Below are 26,657 nucleotides of genomic sequence, written 5' to 3'. Positions count from 1 at the left end.
GTGATGTAATAAATTTGACATGCAACACAATATCCGAAGAAAAGTTCCAATGCGGCACATGAAAGAAATATTCCCGCAATAATCGCAACCGCAACATCAGCATGCAACAATGAAGTAAGCACAAGTACAATCGTAAAGCCCACTCCGAATTGTGCCGCCAAACGTTTTGCGCCCGCATCTTCCATTTTCACCGGAAGTGAAAGTTTGTGCTGTATCAACAATGATAGATTTTGAAAAGGACTGTAGGATTTAAATCCATACAACCGAAGCATAAAATCGCCAATCAAAAAAATCAAAACCATGATACTGTGGGTTAATAAAAATGCAACTATAGAACCTGCTACGAATAATGTATTAATTCGAGTAACAGTTGCATCAACTTGTCGAAAGATCAAAGGACATTGCTGAGCCATGATGTTCTCCTATATTTTTCACAATCTTAATATAGTTTATTCTTATTGTCAAGTATTCATACTATATTACTAAGGTATAAATTTTTGCAATAAAAAAAAGGGAGTTCCCTCCCCTTTAAGATTAACGTCTAGGATGTATCAATTCGCGAACTTTTTTCTCGACATTCGCCAAAGAATCAAACGGCTTTAAGAGATAGTGATCTGCTCCTATCTTATGACTTTGTAATACTTTATCCAGCGTTGAATATGCCGTCATCATGATTACGACACATTCGGGGTCTTTTGATTTTATCTCTTCAAGAACACTCAACCCGTCTTTCTGAGGCATCATGATATCCAGCAGCACGCCGTCATACTCGCCCGATCGAAAGCGGCTAAGAGCCGTTATCGGATTATCAATATAGGTGACTTTGATGTCACCTGAACGTCCGAGCGCTTTTTCCAACATTGCACCGATAGAAATCTCATCATCAACAACCATTAAATGTATCATTTAATCTCTCCAAATAATTGATTTATCGCCTTGCCCATCAAATCTTCTGTTTTTTCGGAAACCAGCATATCCAATGCGGCAAAGACTTCACGACTCGCCTCTTCAATCGTTTTAATCCGCTGTTCAATTTGAGTGCGTGAACACAGTTTTTTACCGTCGCCGCAATCTGCGATGAGTCCGTTTGCTTGTGAATGAACCGTCGCATGCGGGGCTTCCAAACGCGGATAAGATTTCAACATACCGAACTGTTCTTTGCCTACTCCGCCATCATACCATTTGCCCAATCGGCAGTTATGATGATCGACCGGTTTGAAATCACTCTCCTGACCGAATAAGAAAGCATACACATTATTTTTGTAGATAACATGGTCAATCTTTGCCAAATTGCTGAAAATATAGTTGCTGATATCCATGATCTCGTACACGCTTCGAGATGAATTGCGTTGGAATATCGCCATTCGATCCGACATTTGGCTGACTTCATCTTTCGTACTGGAAATAATGCCTGAGAGCTCTTCCGTGGCCGTTTCAATCTCATTCGTATCCTGCTGCATCGACTGGATAACGATTTCGATCTCTTTTGTCGCTTTTTGGGTTCTCTCAGCCAGTTTTCGCACTTCATCGGCGACCACGGCGAATCCTCTTCCGTGTTCCCCTGCACGTGCTGCTTCAATAGCCGCATTTAATGCCAGCAAGTTGGTTTGGTCTGCGATATCTTTGATCAATGCGACAACATTCGAAACCTCATGAGAGCGTGAAACGAGATTGGATGTCGTCGCAATTGTCCCCTCCATCAACTCTGCCAGTTTGTTCATATCTGCATCGACATGATTGGCAATTTTCAATCCCTCATCCGAACCTTCTGCCGTTTCACGAGACTGCTGTACCATCTCTTTGAGTTTCTCGAGAATATCAATAAACACTTTTTGGGTGGCACTTAAGGATGCTTTGATACTCATTTGGTGCATTTGCAACAATCCGCCGTCTTCACCTCCTACGACGGATGCTTTGGTCAGAACAAACCCTCTTGCACCCTTACTCATATTTTTACGAAGTACTGAAGCTTCACACTCACCTACTACTATTTCATCCGATCCTTTGCGTAACTCGCGTACGACCAGTTCTTTATCCGAAATTGCTTCTGCTTTCGTATTAAAAAATATAGCTTCGTCATTCTCATTTAAAACGATAACGGCCTCTTTGTCACTGATCGCCGCAATCTCTTTGTAGAGAGCCAGCTCAGAGGCTAAAATATCCCTCTCTACCCGCAGCAAATCTGCTTCTTCTTTATATTTTCTCGCTTCGTTACCAAAAAACATCTAGTTATTCTCCTTATATACTTTTAATACAATTTCAAACACAGCACCCTGATCATCATTGCTTACATGGATACTTCCCCCATGCTTATCTATGATCGTTTTAGCGATATTGAGCCCGATTCCCATGCTTTTCTTTTTCTCTCCACCGACTGCAAAATCAAAAATACCGCCTATCTTGTCTTCGGGAATCCCACCTGCATTATCAGCGATCCTGATTGTGATTTCGTCAGATCCGCATGTCAGAAGAACATCGATAGACCGCTCATAATAGGGCATTGCCCCTTTTTCAAACTCATCAAGCGCATTATTCAAAATGATAATCCAAACCTGTTCAAGCCGAGTGGATATCCCCATCGTCAAACAACTGTCTGTATTATACTTTGTTTTTTGTCCAAACAATTCCCCGTTGAGGGTTATTGGGACAATATGTTTTGAGCGGTTCAGTACTATTCGAAGCGCATACACCAAGGTCATGTGGACATTGCACGGCTGCATCTCTTCTCTTCCGGTTCCGGCAAATTCGAACATAGATCCGACAATCGATTCGATCCGTTCTATCCCTTCACCGATCGGTTTAAAAATCTCCAATGCACCTTCCATTTTCTCTTCACATTCCCATTTTAGCAATTCCAGATTGCCTTTAATATACGTAAGCGGAGTATTGATTTCATGGGTAATAGCTGCAGCCAAACGTCCTACACTCATGAGTTTTGCATCATTGATCTTCTCTTCTTTAAGCCGTTCCGTATCGCTTACATCAACAAAATAAAGAATGTGATAGTGCTCATTTTTAATCAACGGATTTATCATTGAACTCATATGAACCGAATAGTATGTTTTATTATTATGCATATCGATAGAGATAATACGCCCTTTAATATGCCCTTTTTTCAACTCTTTAACAATAAATTCAATCCCATCTTTCAGGGAGCACTTTTCAAATACGATAGGCTGTGATTCTTGCTGAGTTTCCAGTACCCATGACCATAAATCGCTGCTTTGGATCAACGATTCGAAATTCTCATAAGCGTTAAGCTCTAAAAATTTTCGATTTACCATAATTGCTTCATATCGATGGTCAAATAGCACCGCTAAAGAGGTATCATAATCGATCAGCTGTTTCATACTGTCCAAAATAGCCCGCTTCATCTCACTGACATCATGTCCGATAAAGATGACCTGTTCGATATTGTTCCGACTATCAAGTACGGTATAAATCGTGGAGTCAACCGTGACCATTTGTTTTTTAGAGTCAATAATTTCAACAATTCCGCGGTAAATTTCACCTGCTTGAATGCGAGCTCGTACCATGGTTCTAAAAAATATCCAAAAGCGGCGTTCCACGAACCGCATCCAGTGACTTCCGATCATAAAATCGCTCTGATATCCTAACAATCGGCACAGTAAATCATTGACCTCGATAATTATCCCTTTTTCATCGATTCGAACTAATAAAGAAGTTTTCGAGATAGCACCGAACATCAAATTGATCTGCTTGAATGCTTGTTGCGCTTGCTTGGCTTCAACCGACTGACGTATTAAACGTTCAACAACTTTTTGAACTGCACTTGGCAACAGAGGCTTTAAGAGATATTTATCGACACCCACATCGATGGCTTGTAAAAACAGATCACTACCGTGAGCACTTGAAATAACAACTGTTTTAATGGCTGGATTTTGGACTTTACTGCGGCTTATGGTTTCAAAAGTTTCAGGATTCATCCGATGCGGATGGAGAATTAAAAGATCAATCCCCTCAAAAAAGTCCGGCAAATGACTTTGAATCGTAACATTTGCATCAAAGCAGTGCAATACCTCGGCAAAAGGATCTTGATAAGTTAGATTAGGATTGTCATTCACCCAATCGGTTATATAAACAATCTGAACTTTTTCAATCATCGTTACTCACTGCTTTTCTTTATAGTATAACATTTTTTTTCATGTGTATATAATAATCCTGAGATACAATCCCGTTTATTATTTACCCGAGGAAATACACCATGAAAAAACTGCTGCTTGTCCTTATGGCTTGTATCGTACTAAATGCCGAAGATATTTATGAAGGTGATGTTAGCGCTACTGAAGCCCAAGAAATGCAAAAAAAAGGTGAAGCAATCATCGTCGATGTTCGAACGACGCTCGAATATATCTACACCGGACACGGAGAAGGATTTATCAATATCCCAGCCTATGAATGGACCTATGAGCCAAAATCAATCGAAGAACGGGTAAAAAGTTCAGAATTTGAACTTAAAACCGATAAAGCTAAAGAGCACAAAGACGTCCAAAAGCTTTACGATGCCAAAGAGGTCTTTAACAAGAACTTTGTTTCCGATGTCATGAAGGCGATGAAACTGCGTCATGTCGATTCCGTCATTCTCGTCTGCCGAAGCGGACCAAGATCCAGCGCTGCCGCTAATATCCTCGCCAAAGAGGGGATTAAAGCCTACAATTTAGAAAATGGATTTATGTTCGGTTGGAAAGAGGCAAAACTTCCGTACGGTGGCTATTGATTTAGCCTCGTTTGGTCAGTTTGACGCCCATTTCTAAATGGTGGGTGTATATTTTAATTTGATTTAAATATAATTATATTATTTTAATGCTCATTTCCTTTTATCCTTTTTCCTAAACTTTTTAGAATTTCAAAACTTATAAGTATTAATCCAACATATACTATTGTCAACCAAAAAACTTCTATACAAGCAATAACCCAGATTCCTATTTTATATTGCAATAAATCATACACATCATTTCGTCTTAATTCAGACTGGATTTCTCCTATCGTTCCATGATAAAAACTGATAGGACTTTTAGTTAATTCAAAGATTAAAAAAACAATTTTTCCTAAAAAGTACTTTCCCATACGGTGTTTTGTATGATTTGTTTGTTGTATAAAAAGCGTTTTCTTCCACCATGCACGATAGAGATTTATTACAATCGCTAAAAATACCATTAACCATGCTATCGATATTTCCATTGCTACCATTTGTGGGATGACACTGGCTTTTGACATTACACTTATTCCCGGAATCCACAAGGACATAAAGCCAATAAATGTTTGACACAATCCGCATTGCGCAATGTAGTCTTCACTTAGCAATAACGGTAAAACTAAAATCAAAGCCGAGAAGATATACTTATCGTTAAAATCTTTATTGAATAGCCTGTTTTCTTCAGCCATTTTGTTTGATTCCTTAAGATTCCTCTCACGCTCATGTGCCCACACCCTCAAAATAGCTTTGGGTACATACATTACCCATCCGAATAAAATATCTATAAGCCATTTTAATAAATTCATTTATGCCACTCTTCCTGTATTTCTAAAGTTCTTCATCTTCATTTTCCTCTTCTTCCCAATCTTCTACTTAGGAGTGTATAGCTGTTGGGTTGTATCACTGTTAATCATTTATTGCTTGATGTATGCATTCTCAACATAGACATAGGGAACGAGGGAGCTATTGTAGTATCAGACATTTGTCCATTTGAGCCTTTAACTATTGCAAACATATCTGTCGGAGATTTGAGTATATTTGCCATTATTGACAATGTTTGCACATCTATTTTTCCCATTATTTATCCTTTAAATGATTTTTTTTATAATGCTTTATCCTGTTTAGTCTATGTATTGGCAACTCTATTTTATTTAACCACCAGACCCACATCCAGCCAAACATAGAATAGTTTAACCACCACAGAAGATTCGGAAAAGCTCTTTGTTCTCTTTCAATAAACTTTTCATAATCGTAGTTAAATTTAATCCTATTATTTAAAGTTATAAATTTATTATCTACTTTTAGTTCCCTTAAATTTTTGTAGTTCCCTAACCACCAAATATCTTGATACCAAATAGTGACTTTTGTCTTACTATCTTGAAGCTTTTGCTTAAATTCTTCTGCTTCTTCATCATAATAAAAACAACAAAGTCGATATTCTTCTTCATTTCCTTTATCGTCTTTGATCCAGATGTAGTCGTAACTATTTTTTCCTTTACCTCTATGAACTTTCGTAACTATTCCGGATACTGTTTGCATCTTTTCTAATTTTTTTGCATTCCCATTTATGGCTATACTAAATAACACTGTAGAATAACCGAACACCATCAGAGTCGCAGGAATTACAAAAATCAAATATGGAAAAGTTGATGCTACTGGTCTATAGAATGCCCTTCTGAAGAACACTTGCCATATATAAGTTTTCTTCCACCATGGATCTTTTGGTATATACTGAAACGTACCCTCTTTTAGACGTTTTCTTCTTTCTATGAGTTGCCAAATAACGACTATCCATAAACATATTAGTCCTATATAACCAATAATACTTTCTAATGTTAAGCCTACCAACAGATACTCCTTAAACCGTTATTCTACACTTGCTCCCAAGCTCTAGCTTGGGAGTGTATAGCTGTCAATCATTTATTACTTGATGTATGCATTCCCAACGTAAACGTTGGGAACGAGGGAATTATCCATCTTTATATTCTCCCTCTATTTTTTCTATTTCGTTTTATCCGATTTAACCGATGTATCGGCAACTCTTTGCGGTTAGCTCTCCATAACATAAATGCCGAAAATGCGGTGACATAAAACAAATACCTTGTAAAGCTCCATAAGCCTCTTTTATGCCGTAAAACTCTCTCATAGTCATAAGGAAGAAAATCAAGAATCGTATGTGTATCGTTTGTTATGATTTGATGAATTCGATTCTCAATTATGAAGAGACCATCAAACCCTCGACTGTAATAAACCGTAACATTTTTATCGATGTATAGCGGTATCCTACCATGCGTCGTAAGATACCCATACTCCTCGCGTACCCCATCATATGTTCTTAAAATGAGCAAATCATTCATATTTTTACGTAATGTGATCGATTCGATAACTCCTTGTTGTATTTGCATTTTTTCCAATGGCAAGTCTGGATAAATCGCCTTGGTTATATGAATAGCAAAAGTAGCAAAGAATAAATATAAACTAAAAACCATAGAGTAAAACCAAACTAACGACGATTTTCGATTATATTGCGGTCGTGTATAAAAAACTAATTTGATATACTGATAAAATGGTTGTTTTTGTAGCCAAGATCGCTTTTCAACTTTTATTGCGTCTTGGTTTTTATAATCTCGGTACATACCCGCTGCAATGATAAGAGGTATCAGAAATGGGAGAATTTTCCAAAATAGTTCCATTTATGCCACTCTCCTTGTATTATTGAAGTTTGAATTTTTTATAGACTTTTGCACTCTTCCACCCCACGATGCTGTAATTTCAACGCTTCTGCTTAATAGGCCTGTTGTACCAACCACTCCGTTGAACGCCTGTGTCAGAGAACCATCCGCGGGGTTAAAACTCTTCTCGTATTTCAATTGCGTAACTCATTTTTTCTTTTTTTTTAACTCAATTTTTAGGATAGGTTTTATCCACAATAACCGTGCTATGATTCCCATTGCCTCGGAATGAGGTTCTTTATATGCTATAAAACCTATGGTCATCGTTTCGTTATGGTCTTTGTATTCTTGATACACAAGATTGGTAATGTCTTGCAGAATTTTTTTATCCGTTATTTCATAAGTATGTATAAAAAAACCATCTAATGCAGGGTCATAAGCAATTGAACCATTTATTTTTCCATATTTGTCGATGATGTTTTTTCCAACAAGATTAGCAAATTTGTTTCCAGCTCTCTGATAAATAGCAGACTCTCCTGCAAATACCGATGATGTCCAAATAAACAATAAACCTAATCCAATAATCCATGCTTTTAATAACGGTTTCATTTGTTGTTCCTTTTTTGCACTCTTCTACCCCACGATGCTGTAATTTCAACGCTTCCGTTTCATAAGCCTGCTGTATCGTTTCACTCTGTAATGTCAATTCTCTCTAATCCCTCTAGTTTTACACTCACTTCACTCACCGCATCTGCTTCACCCTGCACTCTGAGTCTTTGGGTCATGATGATCTTATTACGGGTTTCGGCTAATGCTTCGGATTTGCTAGTTAGGGGAAGTAACTGTGTCGATTTTAGATCGAGTAGTAATTTAGAGGGAAAAATGCTTATGTCTCTATTTTTCATCGGTTTACTTTGCCTGAAATATCATCCAATTATAACTAAATATACCACTTACTGGGATGATTATTCCAAAGTTCTGGATTGAGAATAAATATTTTTAGTTGTATTATTCACTATTGTATACATTCCCAATGTAGACGTTGGGAACGAGAGAAAGAAGCAAAACTTCCGTACGGCGGCTATTGATTTAGCCTCGTTTGGTCAGTTTGACGCCCATTTCCAAATGGTGAGTGTAAGGGAACTGATCAAAAGCCGCCATCGCCGTCACAGTATGCGTTTTACTGAGCAGTTCCAAATCCCGTAACAGGGTTTCAGGGTTACAGGAGATATAGAGCAGATGATCAAACCGTGAGGCAAATGCGCACGGCTCTTCCCCAAGTCCTGCGCGCGGAGGATCGACGAACAGCGTTTTCAGCTCATAATCACTGACTCTTAGCCCTTCTAAACGTCGAAATTCCCGTACACCGTCCAGCGCTTGGGTGAACTCTTCGGCGCTGAGGCGGACAAAATCGATGTTATCCACGCCGTTGAGTTCCATATTTTGTTTTGCGGCATTTATCGACGCTTTGGATATCTCCGTCGCCAATACCCGATCAAATTTTTTCGCAAACGGAATCGTAAAATTGCCCGCACCGCAATAAAGTTCGAGCAGATCGCCGCCGATGCCCTCTAGTTGAGAGAGCGACCACTCGATCATCTGTTCGTTGACCGATGCATTGGGTTGGGTGAAACTGTTTTCGATATGAACGTATCTATAAGTTTCCCCTGAGATAGTGAGTGTTTCCGTAATGTAATCACGGCTCAAAACCTCTTTTTGTTTACGGCTTCGTCCGATGATGTTGACACCCAAACGCTCCTGCAATACAAGCGCTTTCGTTTTCCACTCGGCGTCCAGCGCCCTATGGTAGAGCATACTGACACATATTTCGCCGTTCGATGCAGAGAGAAAATCGACTCCGAAAAGTTTATGTCCCAGTTCCAAGTCGCTCACTTCGATCAATAGCCGTTCCATAACCGATGCAATAACAGGCGAGACAATCGAACACTTGTCGATCATAACGGCACCCTGACGATCAAGACGGCTCATCGCGTATGAGATCACTCCGTCATTATGATAGATCTTAAACTCGGCACGGGAGCGGTAATGCGCTTCGGGTGAACGGGCAATTTCGATCTCACCTTTGTAAAAAGGGGTGAACATCTCGCGTACAAGACTCAGTTTGTGTTCTAACTGTCCTTCGTATCCGCTCTCATAATCACGGCAGCTGCCGCATATTCCGAAATAATTACACTGCAAAAGAACCCCTATTTAACACTGGCGATCAGATTTCCGATCAGCAGATTCCATCCGTCTACCATGACAAACACCAGTATCTTAAACGGCATCGAGATCATGACCGGAGGGAGCATCATCATCCCCATCGACATCAGAATCGAAGCAACGACCATATCAATGACGAGGAACGGCAAAAAGAGCAAAAATCCGATTTCAAAGGCGGTTTTTAGCTCACTGATAACAAATGCCGGAATCACGATTGTGAGCGGAACTTCTTTGATCGATTGAGGATTTTGCATATGACGTATCCGCAGAAAGAGAGCCAAATCTTTCTCACGGGTATTTCGTACCATAAAATTTTTGAACGGATCGGTCGTCTTTTCAAACGCTTCATCGTAGCTGATCTTATTTTCACTGTAGGGCTTTATTCCTTCGTCATACGCTTTGGTTGCTACCGGTTCCATTACAAAAACAGTCAAAATAAGAGCCAGCATGACGAGCAGTTGAGTCGGAGGAACCTGCTGTGTCCCCAATGCCTGACGTAAAAAACCGAATACGATGACAAAACGGGTAAACGTCGTCATAACCAGTACCAGACTCGGTGCCAAAAAAAGTACCGTCAGAACCAATAAAACGTTGAGGGAGCTTACAACCTGCTGCGGAGATTCAGGTGCGGCAATATTGAAATTCATCGCCGGAACCTGCGGATCAGCGCCCCAAAGGGCAAAAGGGATCATCAAAAGTAAAAAGACTAAACGACCCAAATAAGACTCCGTACGCATAAATAGATTTAAAGAGGCGATAATACCACAACCTAAGGGTGTATTTTGATTAAACGAGCGAACAATAATCGATGCCGGATCCGAAAAAATCCACCGCAATAGGTTTTACATATTTTTATAATATTGCATATACAGCGCTTCAAACCGATAAAAATTTTCATTCAGTAAATCACACAAATGGGGATCAAAAGATTTACCGCTCTCTTCTTTAAAATAGGCTCTGACTTTTTCCAACGGCCAGGCTTCTTTGTAGACCCGTTTGGTACTCAAAGCATCAAACACATCCGCCATAGAGACAATACGTCCGAAAATATGAATATTTTCCCCTTTTAACCCTTTCGGATAACCAAACCCGTCCCACCGTTCATGATGCTCGAGAGCAATCGTCGCGGCTGCTTGTAAAACCTCACGTTCTGAATGTTTTAAAATGTCATAACCCAACTGTGAATGAGTTTTCATAATCATACGTTCTTCATCATTCAGAGGACCGACTTTCAGCAAAATAGAATCCGGAATACCTATTTTCCCGATATCATGCAAAGGAGCTGCAGTGACAAGCAAATCGATATCATGTTCTTTTATACCGCAAAGTGTCGCAAATAAACGACTGTACTCTACCACACGCAATGTATGTCGACGGGTCTCTTTGGAACGAGCCTCCTCCGCTTCACCCATCGCAAAGAGTGTCTCTTTGAGTGTTGTGTCGATTTCGCTGTTTAGCGAATGAAACTTGGCTGTCGTCTGTTCGATCCGGAGATCGCGATCTTTCAACTCTTTACCCAATTGAATGAATTGGTTTGCTACCTCATTAAATTCTTTGCTTTCAAATGTACCGTGTTCCTTTGAATCGGTTTGAAAAAAGACCGTTTTTGCCAATTGTATCAATCTAAGAAGCGGTTTGCGGATAAATTGCTCAATAACATGTGACATATTCAATGCGATCATAATGCTAAAAAATCCGATTACTCCAAATACAATGAGTAAATACATCCATGCTTTGTTACGGTATTCAGTAACATCCAGCTCAATATCGATAGCGCCGAGAACCGTATTTTCTGCAACATGATGACACATCAAACAGTTTAAATTCCCTTTTGAAGTGGCAATATAGGGGACAATGGCACGTATCGTCGCTTTTTGATCCCAGTCTGACATCGTTACATAAGGCTTTTTGGAATTCATAATAGCCCTTAACGAATCATCCACCATTTTCTCACCGACAATGCATTCTCCAAACTGCTCACATACTTCATCCGAACGGATAATAGTAAGCGATTTTACATGGGGAGCACTGGCAATCTCGTGTAAAAAATAGGCTCGTTTGGACATCAAACCGCTTTTCATATGAGCCGTTAATCCGGCTTTGGCAATCTCTGCGATAGAAAACGCCCTCTCTTGCATACTTGAGAGGACAAGCGAACGGAAATTCAGACCGATAACCAAAATAATACACAGCATTAATATCAATACCAAAGGCAATAACCTTCCAACGGTAATGTGTGTAATATTTTTATCCATAGATCATGACCCGGAATATAGATTTTATACCTATTGTAACCAATATTTTTCAAATACTTCGTATGCAGACGACAAAATTATATATTCTCACATAAAAATTTAATTAAACTAAACCGATTAGAATATGATTTTTCAGTGATAATCTCACGAATCAACGAAAATCTGATAAAATTGCACCAACTAATCTCAGGAGACCCAATGTTGAATCCTCTCTCAATCGTCATATTAGCAGCCGGAAAAGGGTCCCGGATGAAATCGCCCAAAGCGAAAGTACTTCATGAAATATGCGGTCGAGAGATGCTTTACTACAGTATTAAAGCGGCTCGTGAGATCACCGATGATGTCATCGTTGTCGTCGCTCATCAAAAAGATGCGGTTATCAGCGCTATGCAAAAGTATTTTGACGGTCTGACGTTCATAACTCAGGATGCCGAAAATTTCCCCGGCACGGGGGGAGCGATGATGGGTGTAGTGCCAAAATACGACGACGTTCTCGTGCTCAACGGTGATATGCCTCTGATAGAACGCTCTTCCATCGAAAAATTCCTTGCCAATCCTGCCGACATCGTTATGTCGGTTATTCCGCTCGACGATCCGAGCGGCTACGGACGTGTCGTGATCGAAAACGGCCAAGTTCTACGGATCGTCGAAGAGAAAGATGCCAGCGATACGGAAAAAGCGATCAATACCGTTAATGCCGGAGTCTATGCGTTTAAACATCATGTCCTGCAAACCTATATCCCGCGTCTTTCCAATGCCAATGCCCAAGGCGAATATTATCTCACCGACGTTATCGAAATGGCACGCGCCGATGCATTAAGCATCGCACCGCTGTATGTCATGGAAGAAGAGTTCAAAGGAGTAAACTCCAAAAACGACCTCGCCAATGCCGAAATGATCATGATGGATCGTATCCGCCGCATATGGATGGATACAGGGGTGATTATGCAGCTTCCCCATACTATCTACATCGAAGAAGGGGTGAAGTTTGAGGGGGAATGTATCATCGAAAACGGTGTACGTCTGTGTGGAAATACCCTTATCGCTTCCTCCCATATCAAAGCCCACAGCGTTATCGAAGAGAGCACCGTCAAAAACTCTGACGTAGGACCTCTGGCTCACTTGCGTCCGCTCAGCGTCTTGGAAGGGACCCATGTCGGCAATTTCGTCGAGGTGAAAAAATCGACCCTTACCGGAGTCAAAGCAGGACACTTGAGCTATCTCGGTGACGCCACAATCGATGAAGGGACCAATATCGGTGCGGGAACTATCACCTGCAACTATGACGGAATTAAAAAATACCAAACTATCATCGGCAAGAATGTCTTTGTAGGAAGCGACACTCAGCTTGTCGCACCGATAGAGATAGCCGACAACGTAATGATCGCAGCTGGAACCACTGTAACCTCCGGTAAATACGAAAGCGACCTCCTGATCCTCAGCCGAATCTCGATCAAAAAAGTCCCCGGATTTTTCACCCGCTTCTTCGGTAAAGGGAACTAATGACTATCCCCCAAAACCTGCTCGCAGGTAAAAAAATTCTCCTCGGCGTTACAGGCTCAATCGCGGCCTATAAATCGCTCGAACTCCTCCGTCTCTATATCAAAGCCGGAGCCGAAGTACGAGTCGTCATGTCCCCTTCAGCACAAAAATTCGTTGCACCTCTTTCATTCGAAGCACTCAGCCGCAACCGTGTCCTCGATGACACCAACGAATCGTGGGCGGACGATTTCAACCATATCAAAATTTCTCAATGGGCCGATGTGCTGGTTATTGCTCCCGCTACCGCCAATACAATCGCCAAACTCGCCAACGGGATCGCCGACACGATTCTCACCCAATGCGCCCTCGCCTTTTCAGGTCTGAAACTCCTCGCCCCTTCGGCAAATACCAATATGATCCAAAATCCGATGATCCAAGCCTCGATGAAGATGCTTGCCATTGCAAACTACGAAATCGCTGCGACCCAGACCAAAGAACTGGCGTGCCAAGTCGTCGGTGACGGTGCTATGGCGGAACCTCTCGATATCTTTTGGCACAGCGCCCGTACCCTGCTCAAAAACGATTTTTGGTCGGATAGACGTGTCATTGTGACCGGTGGAGGGACGATTGAGCGACTCGATGACGTCCGATATATCAGTAACTTTTCAAGCGGAAAAATGGCCTCAGCTCTCGCAGCAGCTCTCTTTTTACGCGGTGCGGATGTGAACCTGATCGCGACCCGTTTTGAAAACGATTTACCGCAAGGAATCCATACCATTGATGTCGAAAGCTCCGAAGAGATGCATGAGTACCTCACTGATTCAATCCGTATTGCCAAAAAAGGGAAACTCTCCAAACCTTCTCTGATCCATGACGAGCCGATTGCCCTGATACAAAAGGAACCTTATTTGTTTATGGCAGCGGCGGTTAGTGACTACATTCCTCTCCATCCTCAAGCGGGAAAACTCAAAAAAGAGATGCTCGGTGAAGCATGGACGATACAAATGAAACAAAACATCGACCTCCTGAGTGAGTGTAACAAAGAGGGGATCAAAACCGTAGCCTTCAAAGCGGAAACCGATCCTTCTGTAGCATCCGAAAATGCCCGTAACCTTCTCGTTCGCAAAGGGGTCAATGCAGTCTGTTTGAACGTCATCGATGCGAATAACCCGTTCGGCGGAGATACCAATGCGATTGATTTCATCACCGCTCAAGAGAGTATCACCCTCCCTAAAAATGACAAACTCACCGTTGCTCTTCATATCCTTGAACAGGCCGAGTCGTTATGAGCAATCAGCCCCGCCACGTTGCGATCATCATGGACGGAAACGGCCGCTGGGCTGAAACCAAAGGCAAAACCCGTACCTTCGGACACGAACAGGGTGCGGAAACGGTTCGCGCCATTACGACTTACTGTGCACAGCATTCCGAAATTGAACGATTAACCCTGTATGCCTTCAGTACCGAAAACTGGAAACGCCCGAAAATAGAGGTGGAGTTTTTGATGAAGCTTCTCGAACGCTATCTCAAAAGCGAACGCTCCACCTATTTGGAGGGGAATATCCGTTTTGAACCGATCGGTGATCTCTCCATCTTTTCCAAATCGCTCCGCAACGTGATTGATGACGTCCAAAACGCGACTGCTGCGTGCAACGGACTGGTTCAAAACCTTGCCCTCAACTATGGCAGCCGTGATGAGATCGTCCGTGCGGCGAACTCCCTTCGAAACACGGAAACCATCACGGTGGAATCCCTCTCCACCGCCCTCGACTGCACCCATGACGTCGATCTTTTGATCCGCACGGGAGGAGATCACCGATTATCCAACTTTCTCCTTTGGCAAGCTGCCTATGCGGAACTTTTCTTTACCAATACGCTGTGGCCTGACTTTACACCTAATGAGCTCGAAACAATTATCAAAAAATTTAAAACCGTCGAAAGACGTTTCGGAGGTTTGGCGTGAGCGAACTCATTTTTGTCTTTATAATCGGTGCGGCTGTCGGCTCATTTTTGAATGTCCTTATCCTCCGTACTCCTCGTGATGAGAGTGTCTCATTCCCTGCTTCGCACTGTATGAGCTGCAACACTCCGCTTCGCGCTTGGCACAATATCCCTATCCTGTCCTGGCTCTTTTTACGGGGGAAATGTGCTTTCTGCGGAGAGAAAATCTCGATCCAATATCCGTTTATCGAAGCACTCAGCGGACTTATTTTCCTCTTTGCCGTCATGAAACTTGGACTTAATATTCAAGGGATCGGAGTCGCCCTTGCATTTGATCTATTACTCGCACTCTCAGTCATCGATTACCGTTATAAAATGGTTCCCGACAGTATCAACCTCTCTGCATTAACCATCGCCATGATCAGTGCGACCTCACTGGGTCAGGTCGGATACAATTTCTCCAATGCCCTGCTGTTCGCCGGAGGATTTACCCTCCTTCGTTTTTATCTCTCCTACCTCATTAAAAAAGAGGCGATGGGAGAAGCGGATATTATGATTGCAGCAACGATGGGGGCATTGCTCGGAGTCAAACTGGGACTTGTTGCCATTTTTGCGGGCGCAGTGTTGGCACTTCCGGCTCTCCTATTGACCCAAGGGGAGAGCGAAGATTCCAAACAACTCCCGTTCATCCCGTTTTTAGCGATGGGATGTTGGATCGTACTGATGTTTGATACCTATGTAAGCGCATATTTGGCGGGGTTGTATGGATAAATTACGCCGTTACATTCTCTCAAATCTATCGATTCTCTTTTTCTCGATTTTTTTACCCCTCTTTGCGATTGCCTCGGTCATTTTTATGATCAAACTCGCCACCTATACGGCGGTTATTCAACTCAGCATTATGGAGATGGCAAAACTCTATCTCTTCGTATTGCCGGAGTTGCTGTTTTACACCCTTCCGATCGCGTTTGTCGTCGGATCGGCATTGACCCTCTATCGGCTCTCCAATGACAATGAAATGGTGGTCGTCTTCTCACTCGGTATTTCTCCGAACTTTATCGCCCGAGTCTTGTCCGTTCCGGCACTGTTGCTCTCGCTCCTTTTACTCACCGATTTTTTACTGGTTACTCCGTATATCAAAATCATCTCCGCCAATTTCGTCGATCATAAAAGAGCCGAAGCCAAATTTAATCTCACCGCTTCCGAGTTTGGCCACAGTTTCGGAGACTGGATGCTCTTTATCAACAAAAGCGATGCTCAAACACATGCTTTCGGCGATGTAGTTCTGTTTAATAAAACGATGAAAGACGAGATTCTCATCACCGCTAAAAATGCCGAACTGCTCAATAACAAAGGGGTTCTGCAGCTGCGTCTGCGAGACGGTGAAAGTTACAGCTACGATGATCAAACCTTTAAAAAAATGTTGTTTAAAATCGCCTATATCAATGACATGATGAGCAGTGAAGACACCATCTATCGCGATCCCATCGACTACTGGACAAACAGCGATCTTCGAGCACGAAAAGACCAGCGCCTCATTACCAATACCTTGCTGAGTCTTTTTCCGCTTATCTCGGTCTTTTTGGTCATTGCCCTCGGAGTCGTTCATGCCCGACACCAAAAACGGTGGATATATCTGTGGCTCTTCCTCTCGATTATCGGATTTTACGCCGCTGCCATCCTCATCCAAAAATGGCTCGGTTTCCATACGATCTGGGTTGTCTCTCTCGTATGGCTCCTCATCACATACGGTTTTTATAAACGTCTGGTAGGACAGCGGTTTTGAATCGTGCCAAAATCACCATGAGCTATAACGGCTCGGCGTTTCTGGGTTCGCAGCAGCAGAGCACAACACACGAAACCGTCATAGGAACCCTTCTCATCGCCCTCAAACGTCTCAAAATCCACACTGCACCCAAAGGTTCAGGCCGAACCGATCGCGGTGTCCATGCCACCCATCAGGTGATGCACATCGATCTTCCCCACTTTTGGACAGACCTGCCGCGCCTCAAAGATATGCTCAACCTTCAGCTGCCCGCTTCGCTTCGGATCTTGCGCATCGAGTTTGTCGACAGCGAATTTCACGCGCGATACAGTGCCAAAAGACGGGTCTACCGCTACGTCATCAAAGAGGGGATCAGCAATCCGTTCGAAGACAACTTCATCACTTTCGTCCCGAGCCTCAACCGAGAGGCCATCACCGATGCGATCAAATGTTTTGAGGGGACCCACAATTTTGAGTTTTTCAAAAAAAGCGGCAATGACCTGGAACACTTTACCCGTATCATCTATCGTGCCTACGCCTACTCACACAAAGGATATTTTGTCCTGGTCTTCGAAGGAAACGGTTTTTTACGTTCCCAAATCCGTCTGATGGTCGGATTTTTGCTCCGTATCTCAGCGGGGAAAGCGACGAAAGAACAGCTTATTGAGCAATTGAACTGTATTAAGCGCTACTCGACGGATATCGCTCCGCATAACGGTTTGTACTTAACACATATCAAATACTAAATATATATGTACTTTTCTGTTTAGTCAGAAAAGTACCAAAAGAGCATACCGTGATCCAAGAACGCTTCGCTCCTCTCGGCACTTCTGCCTTCGGAGCGGCTCTAGGTAATGGATCACGGGAATTTTATAAAATAATAATGCCCTCACACCACACCAAGAGCAAGGTCGCGTTCCGTAGGGCAAAAGCGTACCGCCAGCGTTCTGGTGTGAGGGCGATTTTCTTTTGTTTCTTTTCTTATGAAAAAGAAAAGAATATATACTTTAGTGTATAAGACTAAACTTACTTGATACATCTTGCATTATTTATACTATTTCGTTACAATCACAGTTCAAAATTTTACATTTTAAAGGAATTAGTCACATGGCAAAACATCAGTTCCAGACTGAAGTCTCACAAATCTTGCATCTCATGATCCACTCTTTGTACTCTAACAAAGAAATCTTCGTCCGTGAGCTTGTCTCTAACAGCTCCGACGCCCTCGATAAACTTAACATGCTCGTCCTTACCGACGAAAACTATAAAGGGGTGAGCTTCGCTCCGCGTATCGACATCGTTATCGACAAAGAGGCGAAAACACTCAGCATCTCCGACACCGGTATCGGGATGAACGAAACGGATCTCGTAGAGAATCTCGGAACCATCGCGAAATCAGGAACCAAAGCGTTCTTGGAAAAACTCTCAGGCGATCAGAAAAAAGATTCCAAACTCATCGGACAATTCGGTGTCGGTTTCTACGCGTCGTTCATGGTTGCGGACAAAGTCGAAGTTATTTCTCGCAAAGCGGGCGAAGAGCAAGCGTACAAATGGTCGTCAATGGCGGGGTCAGAATATGATCTTGAGCCTGCAGAACGCGATTCTCACGGTACAACCATCATCATGCATCTAAAAGACGATGAGGGAGAATTCCTAGAAACGCACCGTATCGACTCTATCGTTAAAAAGTACTCCAACCACATCCCTTTCCCGATCTTCATGGACAAAGAGGAGTGGGTAGCACCGGCAGAGGGCGAAGAAAAAGGTCACAACGAGATCGTCAACAAACAAATCAACAAAGCCAACGCATTGTGGACGATCAGCAAATCCGACATCAGCGACGAAGAGTACAAAGATTTCTACTCCAGTATCGCGCACGACTCCTCCGAACCTCTCGTATGGATGCACAACAAAGCAGAGGGAGCTTTGGAATATACCACCCTCTTCTACGTACCGTCTAAAGCGCCGATGGACTTGTACCGCGTCGATTACCAAAGCGGTATCAAACTCTACATCAATCGTGTATTTATCACCGACGATGAAAAAGAGCTTATGCCGACATATTTGCGTTTCTTGCGCGGGGTGATCGACTCTGCCGATCTTCCGCTCAACGTCAGCCGCGAAATCCTCCAAAGCAACCGCGTTATGGCGAAGATTAAAAACGCATCGGTCAAAAAAGTATTGGGCGAACTCTCTAAACTCTCTGAAAACGACGCGGAAAAATACGACGCGTTCTACAAAGAGTTCGGAAACGTCCTCAAAGAGGGATTGTACAGCGACATGGGCAACCGTGAGCGCATTCTAGAGCTTCTCAAACTCAACACCCTAAACAGCTCTGAGCCTGTCATGTTCAGCGAGTTTGTCAAAGGTGTCGATGAAGAGAAAAAAGAGATCTATTACATCACGGCGAAAATGAGCCTCTCTATGCTCAAAAACTCTCCGAGCCTAGAGCGTTTCAAAGCAAAAGGGATCGACGTATTGGTGCTTAACGAAGAGATCGACACGATCGTGTTCCCGATGGTAACCGAGTACAACGACTATAAATTCGTCAACGTTACCGATGCGAAACTCGAAGAGTCTGAAGAAGAGAAAAAAGAGCATGAAGAGAAAGCGAAAAGCCTCGAGGGCTTCGTCGGACAGCTCCAAAATGCATTGGGTGAGAACGTATCCAAAGTCGAAACGACCTTTGATCTCACCGACTCAGCAGTGTGCCTCAAAATCGACAAAGAAGACCAAGGCTACATGATGGCGCAGATGATGAAACAGTTCGGGCAAATGGGCGGGGATTTCCCGGCTCCGAAACCGATCCTCCAAATCAACCCGAACCATGAGTTGATCAAAAAACTTAGCGACAGTGCAGACATGAACCTCATCGACGATGCGGCGCATGTGTTGCTCGATCAGGCGAAACTTTATGAGGGTGAGACGCTTGCGGATACCGCAGGGTTTATCGCACGTCTTAACCGTATTATGGCGAAGGCACTATAACGTCTCCGTCATTCCCGCGAAGGCGGGAATCTAGCTTCTAAAACAACATAAAATATCCATTTAAATTTATTTTAGATACAATTTGTCTAATATCTACAATACAAAAAAGACAAAATCTTATGGATAAATCAATGGTGATAAAAAAAGTTTTAATACTACTCCTTTGCATCTTTTCTACGGAAATTATGGCGGAAGGAATGCCAAAAGATAGATTGATTCCTGGCTTAAAAAAAGTCCTACCAATTACATTATGCGATTCAGAATCATCTATAATCCAATGTTATCATATTTCACCTAACGAGTGTAAAAAAGCAGTATCTTTAGAAACAGAAATATGTATTGATAAATTAAATAATCAGATTCCTGACATGATTCCCAATCGTGAAAAAGCAATTGAAATTGGGGGAGATCTTGGAAAATGTGTAGGTTATGAATTTGGATTAAAACACGTTGACAAATTTATTTTTAGTAACCAATGCAATAAGACGTTAAAATTATATTCCCCACTCCCAACATCAACGAATCAAGTTATGAGCCCAGAAAAATTTATGCAATATAAATCCATGCTACCAGATAGTCTTGATATTATCAACGTCCAAATGGATAAAATTGCTTCATGCTTTGAAAAAGAAATAACTTTAAATAATTCTGCACTCTGTGTCAAACAAACAGCTCAGCCAATTGAAACTATGATACAAAAATTAATGCCATCAAAAATGGATACACTCTGTATAAAAGATTCCAATAACGTTTCACACTTTACATGGAGCAAGAAAAACCATCTAGTAATAATTAATGAGTTAAAAAATCAAATAAACAACAATATGCTAAATAAAGAATGTATTCTCCACTCTAATAGTGTTGAAGAATACACAAATTGTTTAATTAAATCAAAATCATAATTTTTCCCTCGTTCCTAAGCTGGAGCTTGGGAGCGAATAAGGGCAAACGCGTACCGCCGGCGTTCTGGTGTGAGGGCGCTTTTCTTTTGCTCCTTTGCTTTTCTAAAAAGAAAAGGACAAATATCCTACATTGTTTTATCTAAGTTATAATAATCCGCAACCCCATCAAAAGGAGAAGATTATGAGACTCACAACCGTATCCATCCTATGTGGCGTAATGCTGCTCAGCAGCGGATGTGTCACCACAAAAACCCATGAAGCAACATTACAAGAACTCGAAAACACGCGGAACGCTTTAAGTTCGGCGCAAAAGACCATTCAGGAACAACAGCTCCAGATCAAGCAGAATCAGGCAGAGATCAAACGTTATAACGATGAGATCAATGCCCTGCAAATGAAAAAGAAAGAGCTGGAAGATGAATATCAAAAACTCCAAGGCTCTTTAGGCACAACCCGTTTGGAACTCGGTGATACACAAACCAAATTGCAAGAGTTACAAGCCAAACTCAATCTCACGGAAAAACAGCTCGATACCCTTCGCCAGATCGAAGCGGAAACCAAAAAACGCAATGAAATCTATTCCCACTTTGTCGAAAAACTGCAAAAGATGATCGATGCGGGGAAACTGACGGTATCGATCGAAAATGGCCGCCTCGTCATCAACCTGCCGGAAAACGTCCTCTTTCCTACCGGACGTACGACGATAAGTACAGGAGGGACGGAGACACTCAAAGAGGTCGCCGATGTTCTCAAAGAGCTGCCTGATCGCCGTTTCCAAATCGAGGGGCATACCGATACCGTTCCGATCCATAATGACCGGTTTGCGAGCAACTGGGAGCTTTCATCGGGACGCGCACTGACTGTCGTTCATCTGATGATCGACGAGGGTGTTATGCCGCAGAACATTTCGGCTGCCGGATATGGAGAGTACCAGCCCCGCGCCGATAACAATACCACAGAGGGAAAAGCGCTCAACCGCCGTATCGAGATCGTCATGCTCCCGAATCTGGATATCCTCTCCAACGAACTCCCGAAACTTCCAGAATCAAAATAAATTCTATCAAGTCTGTCTTTACCGTTCCCACTCTACTGAGTGGGAATACAGACTAATACACTACACTCCAAGACCAAGCTTGTGAGCAAAAAATTCTGCTACAATTCGCCAAAAAAAGCACTACACAATTCTATGAAAATTACCCCTGTTACCGAAACAAACTCCCATCTCTATCACAACCTAGTACAATCCTACGAAACCGAGTTTTCCCCTATCACGGGAAAAAAACCGAATGCTTCGGGTTTGTTCGAACTCGATACCCATCTAGGAGAGAGTACACTAGGCTTTTTACTCATGATCGACAATGCCCCTGCCGGAATCACTGCGATCCATTCTAATGTGGCTCAAGCCTACGAGGTATGTGAATTTTATGTACTTCCAAATTTTCGAAAAAATGGTGTCGGGATGCAGTTCGCCCACGCTCTTTGGAAAAACTATCCCGGAGATTGGGAGATCAAACAGATTCAGGGGGCTGAATACGCCACCGCATTTTGGCGTAAAACAATAGAGTCTTTTAGCGAGACAGAGTATACCGAAGAGTGCTATGATGATCCGTATTGGGGAGCAGTCACGAGACAGAAATTTGCCGTAAATTAAGATAGGACTTACGCATCCGACCTTCACTTTGCGCGAGCTACCTACTCATTTATAAAACTAAAAGTCACTTTTGATTCAGAGATTTTCTGATAGAGGCTTATTTTTCTTCTATAGGGCTTCCATTTGATCAAAAATGTAGCCAAAGACTCCCAAAGTGAAACCCATGCAGCTACAGTTAATCCCTCTGCAATCACCCCTCCAATAATGCTTTTTTTCGCTAATTCACTCTCATTCATAAGCACCGATATACCAGCTATAACAAGACCGGTAAAAAGAAGAATAATCGATGTTCGGATCATATCATTCATTTTTTTAACCTCCAGCTCTTTCATATAGAGGAAAAAATTCTTAACACTGTTGCGTACTCTTGATATTGCTTCATCATTAGATTTTTGTTCTAAAGAAAATTCTATTATAAATAACTCACTATCAATCTCAGATACACTATCTATAATATATTCGACCAAATCACGGTTTAGATCTTTTTTTAAAAAATGGGATTTTCGGTCAAAATCATCATACAAATCTTCTATTTTATGCGTTGAAACATTAATAATGACCTCGCCATTTCCGTTTCTTTCATATCGTTCAACTATATCTTTTTTCATTCTTAGCCGCTTATGTATTTTGATATCATACAGCTATTATATATCAACCCATCAAATTTATACACTTCACATTTCAAGCTTGGGAACGAGGAAAACGGCGTTGTTTAGAAGTCCCGATCTAAGAAATCCGAATCATTCAAAACATGAGAATTCGCACTGTTGGGCATAGAGTGTTTAGGTACGCTTCCAAATCCTTCCAGCTTGCCGCAATTTGGGCATTTTCCCCCATCCAGCTCGGCTATCATCTCCACATCGATCACGAAATCACACGCTTGACAAAAAAACTCCATAATGTACCCCTTTTATTAATTTAATACAGAAAATGCATTCTCTATTCTCATCCGACTACACAAACGTAATGATCTGTACCTTGATCCGATTGATATCTGATTTTTAACACTCATGATAAAAGTTTAGATATACTTAATCATTATGATGACGGTTACACTCAAGAACATGCTGTTCAGCTTACGAAGTGTAAATTATTTCCAGCAGGAGCAAAACGGATGTATCGCCAAATCGTATACCTAAGCATCGGCTGGATCGCCGTCGTACTCTGCTCCTTCGGATGGGGATATTACAACAGCCGCCAGAACGAAGACAAAAACATTCTGGAAGTGAGCCGTGTTTTCTTCGATCAGATCGTCATCACCCGGGAGTGGAACGCACGCCATGGCGGCGTTTATGTCTACGCCAATGAAAAGACTCCGCCGAATCCCTATCTCAGCCAGGACCCCGAGCGGGACATCCCTCTCAAAAACGGTAATGTATTGACCAGAATCAATCCAGCCTACATGACCCGTCAGCTCTCCGAACTCGCCGCTGAGTACAACGGAGCTCAGATCCACATTACAAGCCTCAAACCCATCCGGCCGGAAAACGGACCAACGCCATGGGAACGCAAAGCACTGGAGTCTTTTGAAAGGGGTATCAGCGAAGTGGGTACCTTTACCGACGGGCAGTACCGCTACATGGCACCCCTGATCACGCAAAAAAGCTGCCTGAAGTGCCATGGGGAACAAGGGTATCGGGTCGGAGATATCCGCGGCGGTATCAGCATCACCCTCCCCTACAACCGCTACGCTCCCCTCTGGCCGCGCATCATCGGCTACATAGCAGTCACCGCAGCTGGACTTCTATTTATCCTGTTCTTTGGACGCCGGCTCGCCAGGGCCTACCAGATGCTTGAAGAGCAGAGCATCATTGACCCCCTGACAGAAATTCCAAACCGCCGTTTCTTCATGAAAAGGGCCGAAGAAGAGTTCCAACGCGCTGAACGCGACCATATCCCGATCGCCTTGATCATGGTCGATATCGACAATTTCAAAGGCTTTAATGACCGTTACGGACACATAGAGGGAGACGTCACCCTCAAAACAGTGGCCGCGACGATGAAACAGCAGCTGCGGCGTCCTCCGGACTGCATCGCCCGCTACGGTGGAGAAGAATTCGTTATCTTGCTGCCCAATACTTCGCCCGAAGGGGCCGCTCAGGTTGCCGAGCTACTACGCACCAAGATCGAAGCGCTGCAGATCAACAACGAAGCTTCTAGCTGTGCCGACGTCGTAACCATCAGTCTCGGCGTTGCCGCCGCTCCTCGCGACGGTGTCTCTTTCGAAGCCCAGCTCAAGGAAGCTGACAAAGCGCTCTACACAGCCAAGCAAACAGGTCGCAACCGTTGCGAGAACACGATCATCGAAATGCCGGCAGAATAAAAAAACACTAATCAGCTGCTTTATCTTCCTTCATTTCCACTCTCCTGAGCAGAAATTCAGATTGACAAAACTCAAGGGCTACACAAACGTAATACTCTGTGCTTTGATCCGTTTTATATCTTCCTCATCCAGTCCGTCGATGCCGTAAACAAAACAGCACGGTTTCTCTTTGATCTGTTTGTGTATCTCGTTAAATGACTCTCTGTTCTCTACGATATAGACGTTCTCGGCATACAATGCCTTTAGCGGCAGACCGATACATCCGTGTGCGAGGGTAATGGTGAGCAGTTCCATCATCTCGTTGTTGATCGTTATCCCTCCGTTGCCTTTGAGCAGAATGACCTTTGGGGGCGTGATGTTTTGTGCCATAAAGAACCTTTTTCACCTCTATATTCATTTACCATTCCAGTCCGTTTGTTCATACTAGCATATATTTTGCATTATAAAGAAAAACCTTTTATCCCACACAGGAGAAAGAGCATGCACGATATAGAAGATGAGCAATGGATCATTTGGAACAGCGCTCTGGGTATCCGCGATTTTGTGACAATCGGCCGTATCGACACGGATGAGAGCGTCGCATGGCTGGAAGCGCCTTATGACATGGTTGGGCCGTTTTCTCTGGATGAGCTCACGGCAAACGGACTCATCGGCTTTGCCCAATGTGTCGTCATGTCCAAACAACGATGGCAAGACGACCGGGAGGAGCTGCGCAAAATCTCTATGGAGAAACGCCGCCAAGCCCAACAAGAGATGTTTGATAAACTCGAAAGAAACAACCGTCATAAGATCAATGCGATGCAATCCGCCCAACGAGAGTATCGTATGCTGTTAGAGCTGCCGGAAGGGGAGACTCTGGAGATTTCGCAGATAAAAACCGCCTACCGCAGAGCCGCTAAAAAAGCACACCCCGACGCCGGAGGCTCTCAGGAGATGTTTATCCGTATCAAAGAGGCATGCGACGCACTGTTGGAATTGGTATAAAGATCCAAAATTAGCAAAACTCCATGAACTCCGAACAATAGATCAACATCTGTTCCTGATACAAAGAGTGGCTGATTTTCTGCGTACTCTCGATCGAACATAAACATCGTTCCTTTGAACAATTGGGACATGTCTTGCATTCGCGTTCTGAGTAACAAACAAACGTCGGTGAATTTTCATAAAAATCGATCTTCCATGCACCGCTGGAAAACATTTTCGCCACTTCTTGTCTGCCGTTGATGTTCTCCAAATGACTAAACCACTCTAATGTATTCATGATGAAGCCTTTTTATTTCCACATATGGAAATGTAACTTAATTTAATATTATTATACTAAGTATAATAGTAAATACTTTTGTTTTTATTAAATATACACTATATTCATGCTCTCCATTCTAACTCAAGAGAGGGGTTTAGTGAAATGCTAAAAATAGTGATAAAGAGCGTTGGAATTTGGCTATGTTTTGTCATCGCGGCAATCATCAACGGTGCGATAAGAGAGAAACTTTTCATTCCACAGTATCTCCTTTGCTAGCATCAAAAGTAAGAAGATATACAAGATAAGTACAAATGCTCTAAAAAGAAAATGTCTGTGGGATTGTTGCGAGAGTGCCTGTATAAAAAAACTGCCCCAATCCTATCGTAAAAAGCATACACCCATAGAGGGAGTGTGCAATAAACACTGCGGCAAGAGAGTGTGTTTTTGCATAAAGTCTCGCGAAAAGAACACCGCCTCCGATTGTAAGGATTACGG

General features: G+C 42.7%; 30 protein-coding genes. 13 read left to right on the top strand and 17 right to left on the bottom strand.

Going from position 1 to position 26,657, the window contains the following annotated elements:
• The 4 genes from PHP90_RS08935 to PHP90_RS08920 all read right to left on the bottom strand — a co-directional run.
• A partial coding sequence (locus tag PHP90_RS08935) for a DUF4395 domain-containing protein (RefSeq protein ID WP_299928435.1) occupies positions 1-413 on the bottom strand: 413 nt, incomplete at its 3' end.
• A 121-nt stretch (positions 414-534) separates the two neighbouring features.
• Entirely contained in the window at positions 535-906 is a 372-nt protein-coding gene (locus PHP90_RS08930) for a response regulator (RefSeq protein ID WP_299928432.1), read from the bottom strand.
• Entirely contained in the window at positions 903-2,225 is a 1,323-nt protein-coding gene (locus PHP90_RS08925; protein ID WP_299928430.1) for a methyl-accepting chemotaxis protein, read from the bottom strand. Before PHP90_RS08925 ends, PHP90_RS08930 begins: the two co-directional genes overlap by 4 nt.
• Complete coding sequence (locus PHP90_RS08920; RefSeq protein ID WP_299928428.1) at positions 2,226-4,124, bottom strand: ATP-binding protein; 1,899 nt, start codon at positions 4,122-4,124, stop codon at positions 2,226-2,228.
• 101 nt (positions 4,125-4,225) lie between these two features.
• Here PHP90_RS08920 and PHP90_RS08915 point away from each other — a divergent pair, with 101 nt between their 5' ends.
• Complete coding sequence (locus PHP90_RS08915; RefSeq protein ID WP_299928426.1) at positions 4,226-4,738, top strand: rhodanese-like domain-containing protein; 513 nt, start codon at positions 4,226-4,228, stop codon at positions 4,736-4,738.
• An 83-nt stretch (positions 4,739-4,821) separates the two neighbouring features.
• Here PHP90_RS08915 and PHP90_RS08910 read toward each other — a convergent pair whose 3' ends face one another.
• The 8 genes from PHP90_RS08910 to PHP90_RS08875 all read right to left on the bottom strand — a co-directional run bounded on the left by PHP90_RS08910 (position 4,822) and on the right by PHP90_RS08875 (position 11,867).
• Positions 4,822-5,523 (bottom strand): hypothetical protein, encoded by a 702-nt coding sequence (locus PHP90_RS08910; protein WP_299928424.1) that lies wholly within the window; start codon positions 5,521-5,523, stop codon positions 4,822-4,824.
• A 271-nt stretch (positions 5,524-5,794) separates the two neighbouring features.
• Positions 5,795-6,565: a hypothetical protein gene (locus tag PHP90_RS08905; protein WP_299928421.1), complete on the bottom strand. Its 771-nt coding sequence runs from the start codon at positions 6,563-6,565 to the stop codon at positions 5,795-5,797.
• Positions 6,566-6,696: 131 nt separating this feature from the next.
• Positions 6,697-7,410 (bottom strand): hypothetical protein, encoded by a 714-nt coding sequence (locus PHP90_RS08900; RefSeq protein ID WP_299928419.1) that lies wholly within the window; start codon positions 7,408-7,410, stop codon positions 6,697-6,699.
• Positions 7,411-7,596: 186 nt separating this feature from the next.
• Positions 7,597-7,998, bottom strand: coding sequence for a hypothetical protein (locus PHP90_RS08895; RefSeq protein ID WP_299928416.1), 402 nt, complete (start codon positions 7,996-7,998; stop codon positions 7,597-7,599).
• Between the two features lie 80 nt (positions 7,999-8,078).
• Positions 8,079-8,294, bottom strand: a complete 216-nt coding sequence (locus PHP90_RS08890) for a hypothetical protein (RefSeq protein ID WP_299928413.1) — start codon at positions 8,292-8,294, stop codon at positions 8,079-8,081.
• A gap of 184 nt (positions 8,295-8,478) precedes the next feature.
• Entirely contained in the window at positions 8,479-9,588 is a 1,110-nt protein-coding gene (gene trmA, locus PHP90_RS08885) for a tRNA (uridine(54)-C5)-methyltransferase TrmA (protein WP_299928410.1), read from the bottom strand.
• A gap of 8 nt (positions 9,589-9,596) precedes the next feature.
• Positions 9,597-10,331: a flagellar type III secretion system pore protein FliP gene (gene fliP / locus PHP90_RS08880; protein WP_366141110.1), complete on the bottom strand. Its 735-nt coding sequence runs from the start codon at positions 10,329-10,331 to the stop codon at positions 9,597-9,599.
• A gap of 123 nt (positions 10,332-10,454) precedes the next feature.
• On the bottom strand, positions 10,455-11,867 hold the full coding sequence (locus PHP90_RS08875) for an HD domain-containing phosphohydrolase (RefSeq protein ID WP_299928407.1): 1,413 nt from the start codon (positions 11,865-11,867) through the stop codon (positions 10,455-10,457).
• Between the two features lie 198 nt (positions 11,868-12,065).
• Between PHP90_RS08875 and glmU the strand changes: the two genes are divergently transcribed.
• The 10 genes from glmU to PHP90_RS08825 all read left to right on the top strand — a co-directional run bounded on the left by glmU (position 12,066) and on the right by PHP90_RS08825 (position 22,596).
• Positions 12,066-13,370 (top strand): bifunctional UDP-N-acetylglucosamine diphosphorylase/glucosamine-1-phosphate N-acetyltransferase GlmU, encoded by a 1,305-nt coding sequence (gene glmU / locus PHP90_RS08870; protein WP_299928404.1) that lies wholly within the window; start codon positions 12,066-12,068, stop codon positions 13,368-13,370.
• Positions 13,370-14,638, top strand: a complete 1,269-nt coding sequence (gene coaBC, locus PHP90_RS08865) for a bifunctional phosphopantothenoylcysteine decarboxylase/phosphopantothenate--cysteine ligase CoaBC (protein WP_299928402.1) — start codon at positions 13,370-13,372, stop codon at positions 14,636-14,638. Before glmU ends, coaBC begins: the two co-directional genes overlap by 1 nt.
• Positions 14,635-15,312: a di-trans,poly-cis-decaprenylcistransferase gene (locus PHP90_RS08860; RefSeq protein ID WP_299928400.1), complete on the top strand. Its 678-nt coding sequence runs from the start codon at positions 14,635-14,637 to the stop codon at positions 15,310-15,312. Before coaBC ends, PHP90_RS08860 begins: the two co-directional genes overlap by 4 nt.
• On the top strand, positions 15,309-16,061 hold the full coding sequence (locus tag PHP90_RS08855; protein WP_299928397.1) for an A24 family peptidase: 753 nt from the start codon (positions 15,309-15,311) through the stop codon (positions 16,059-16,061). The genes PHP90_RS08860 and PHP90_RS08855 overlap by 4 nt, the downstream gene beginning before the upstream one ends.
• Complete coding sequence (locus PHP90_RS08850) at positions 16,054-17,076, top strand: LptF/LptG family permease (RefSeq protein WP_299928394.1); 1,023 nt, start codon at positions 16,054-16,056, stop codon at positions 17,074-17,076. The genes PHP90_RS08855 and PHP90_RS08850 overlap by 8 nt, the downstream gene beginning before the upstream one ends.
• A complete protein-coding gene (gene truA / locus PHP90_RS08845; RefSeq protein WP_299928391.1) occupies positions 17,073-17,801 on the top strand; it encodes a tRNA pseudouridine(38-40) synthase TruA in 729 nt (242 codons plus the stop codon). The genes PHP90_RS08850 and truA overlap by 4 nt, the downstream gene beginning before the upstream one ends.
• A gap of 361 nt (positions 17,802-18,162) precedes the next feature.
• Entirely contained in the window at positions 18,163-20,043 is a 1,881-nt protein-coding gene (gene htpG, locus PHP90_RS08840) for a molecular chaperone HtpG (protein WP_299928388.1), read from the top strand.
• A gap of 119 nt (positions 20,044-20,162) precedes the next feature.
• Positions 20,163-20,945 carry a hypothetical protein gene (locus tag PHP90_RS08835; protein WP_299928386.1) on the top strand — a complete coding sequence of 261 codons (783 nt, stop codon included), beginning with the start codon at positions 20,163-20,165 and terminating at the stop codon, positions 20,943-20,945.
• Between the two features lie 181 nt (positions 20,946-21,126).
• Positions 21,127-21,999 carry an OmpA family protein gene (locus PHP90_RS08830; protein WP_299928383.1) on the top strand — a complete coding sequence of 291 codons (873 nt, stop codon included), beginning with the start codon at positions 21,127-21,129 and terminating at the stop codon, positions 21,997-21,999.
• Positions 22,000-22,131: 132 nt separating this feature from the next.
• Entirely contained in the window at positions 22,132-22,596 is a 465-nt protein-coding gene (locus tag PHP90_RS08825; protein WP_299928381.1) for a hypothetical protein, read from the top strand.
• A 41-nt stretch (positions 22,597-22,637) separates the two neighbouring features.
• Here PHP90_RS08825 and PHP90_RS08820 read toward each other — a convergent pair whose 3' ends face one another.
• Complete coding sequence (locus tag PHP90_RS08820; RefSeq protein WP_299928379.1) at positions 22,638-23,204, bottom strand: hypothetical protein; 567 nt, start codon at positions 23,202-23,204, stop codon at positions 22,638-22,640.
• Between the two features lie 104 nt (positions 23,205-23,308).
• Positions 23,309-23,494, bottom strand: coding sequence for a hypothetical protein (locus PHP90_RS08815; RefSeq protein WP_299928377.1), 186 nt, complete (start codon positions 23,492-23,494; stop codon positions 23,309-23,311).
• Between the two features lie 216 nt (positions 23,495-23,710).
• Here PHP90_RS08815 and PHP90_RS08810 point away from each other — a divergent pair, with 216 nt between their 5' ends.
• Complete coding sequence (locus PHP90_RS08810; RefSeq protein WP_299928374.1) at positions 23,711-24,919, top strand: diguanylate cyclase; 1,209 nt, start codon at positions 23,711-23,713, stop codon at positions 24,917-24,919.
• Positions 24,920-24,997: 78 nt separating this feature from the next.
• Here PHP90_RS08810 and PHP90_RS08805 read toward each other — a convergent pair whose 3' ends face one another.
• Positions 24,998-25,288 carry a hypothetical protein gene (locus tag PHP90_RS08805; protein WP_299928371.1) on the bottom strand — a complete coding sequence of 97 codons (291 nt, stop codon included), beginning with the start codon at positions 25,286-25,288 and terminating at the stop codon, positions 24,998-25,000.
• Between the two features lie 111 nt (positions 25,289-25,399).
• Between PHP90_RS08805 and PHP90_RS08800 the strand changes: the two genes are divergently transcribed.
• Complete coding sequence (locus tag PHP90_RS08800; protein ID WP_299928368.1) at positions 25,400-25,903, top strand: DnaJ domain-containing protein; 504 nt, start codon at positions 25,400-25,402, stop codon at positions 25,901-25,903.
• Between the two features lie 10 nt (positions 25,904-25,913).
• On the opposite strand, the gene PHP90_RS08795 is transcribed toward PHP90_RS08800, so the two are convergent.
• Both PHP90_RS08795 and PHP90_RS08790 read right to left on the bottom strand, forming a co-directional pair.
• Complete coding sequence (locus PHP90_RS08795) at positions 25,914-26,180, bottom strand: hypothetical protein (RefSeq protein WP_299928363.1); 267 nt, start codon at positions 26,178-26,180, stop codon at positions 25,914-25,916.
• 104 nt (positions 26,181-26,284) lie between these two features.
• A complete protein-coding gene (locus tag PHP90_RS08790) occupies positions 26,285-26,416 on the bottom strand; it encodes a hypothetical protein (protein ID WP_299928361.1) in 132 nt (43 codons plus the stop codon).
• Positions 26,417-26,657: the final 241 nt, after the last annotated feature.

This window comes from Sulfuricurvum sp., assembly GCF_028712165.1.
GTDB lineage: Bacteria > Campylobacterota > Campylobacteria > Campylobacterales > Sulfurimonadaceae > Sulfuricurvum.
Note: the sequence above shows the minus strand (reverse complement) of the source record. Positions and strands in the feature narration are given on the sequence as shown.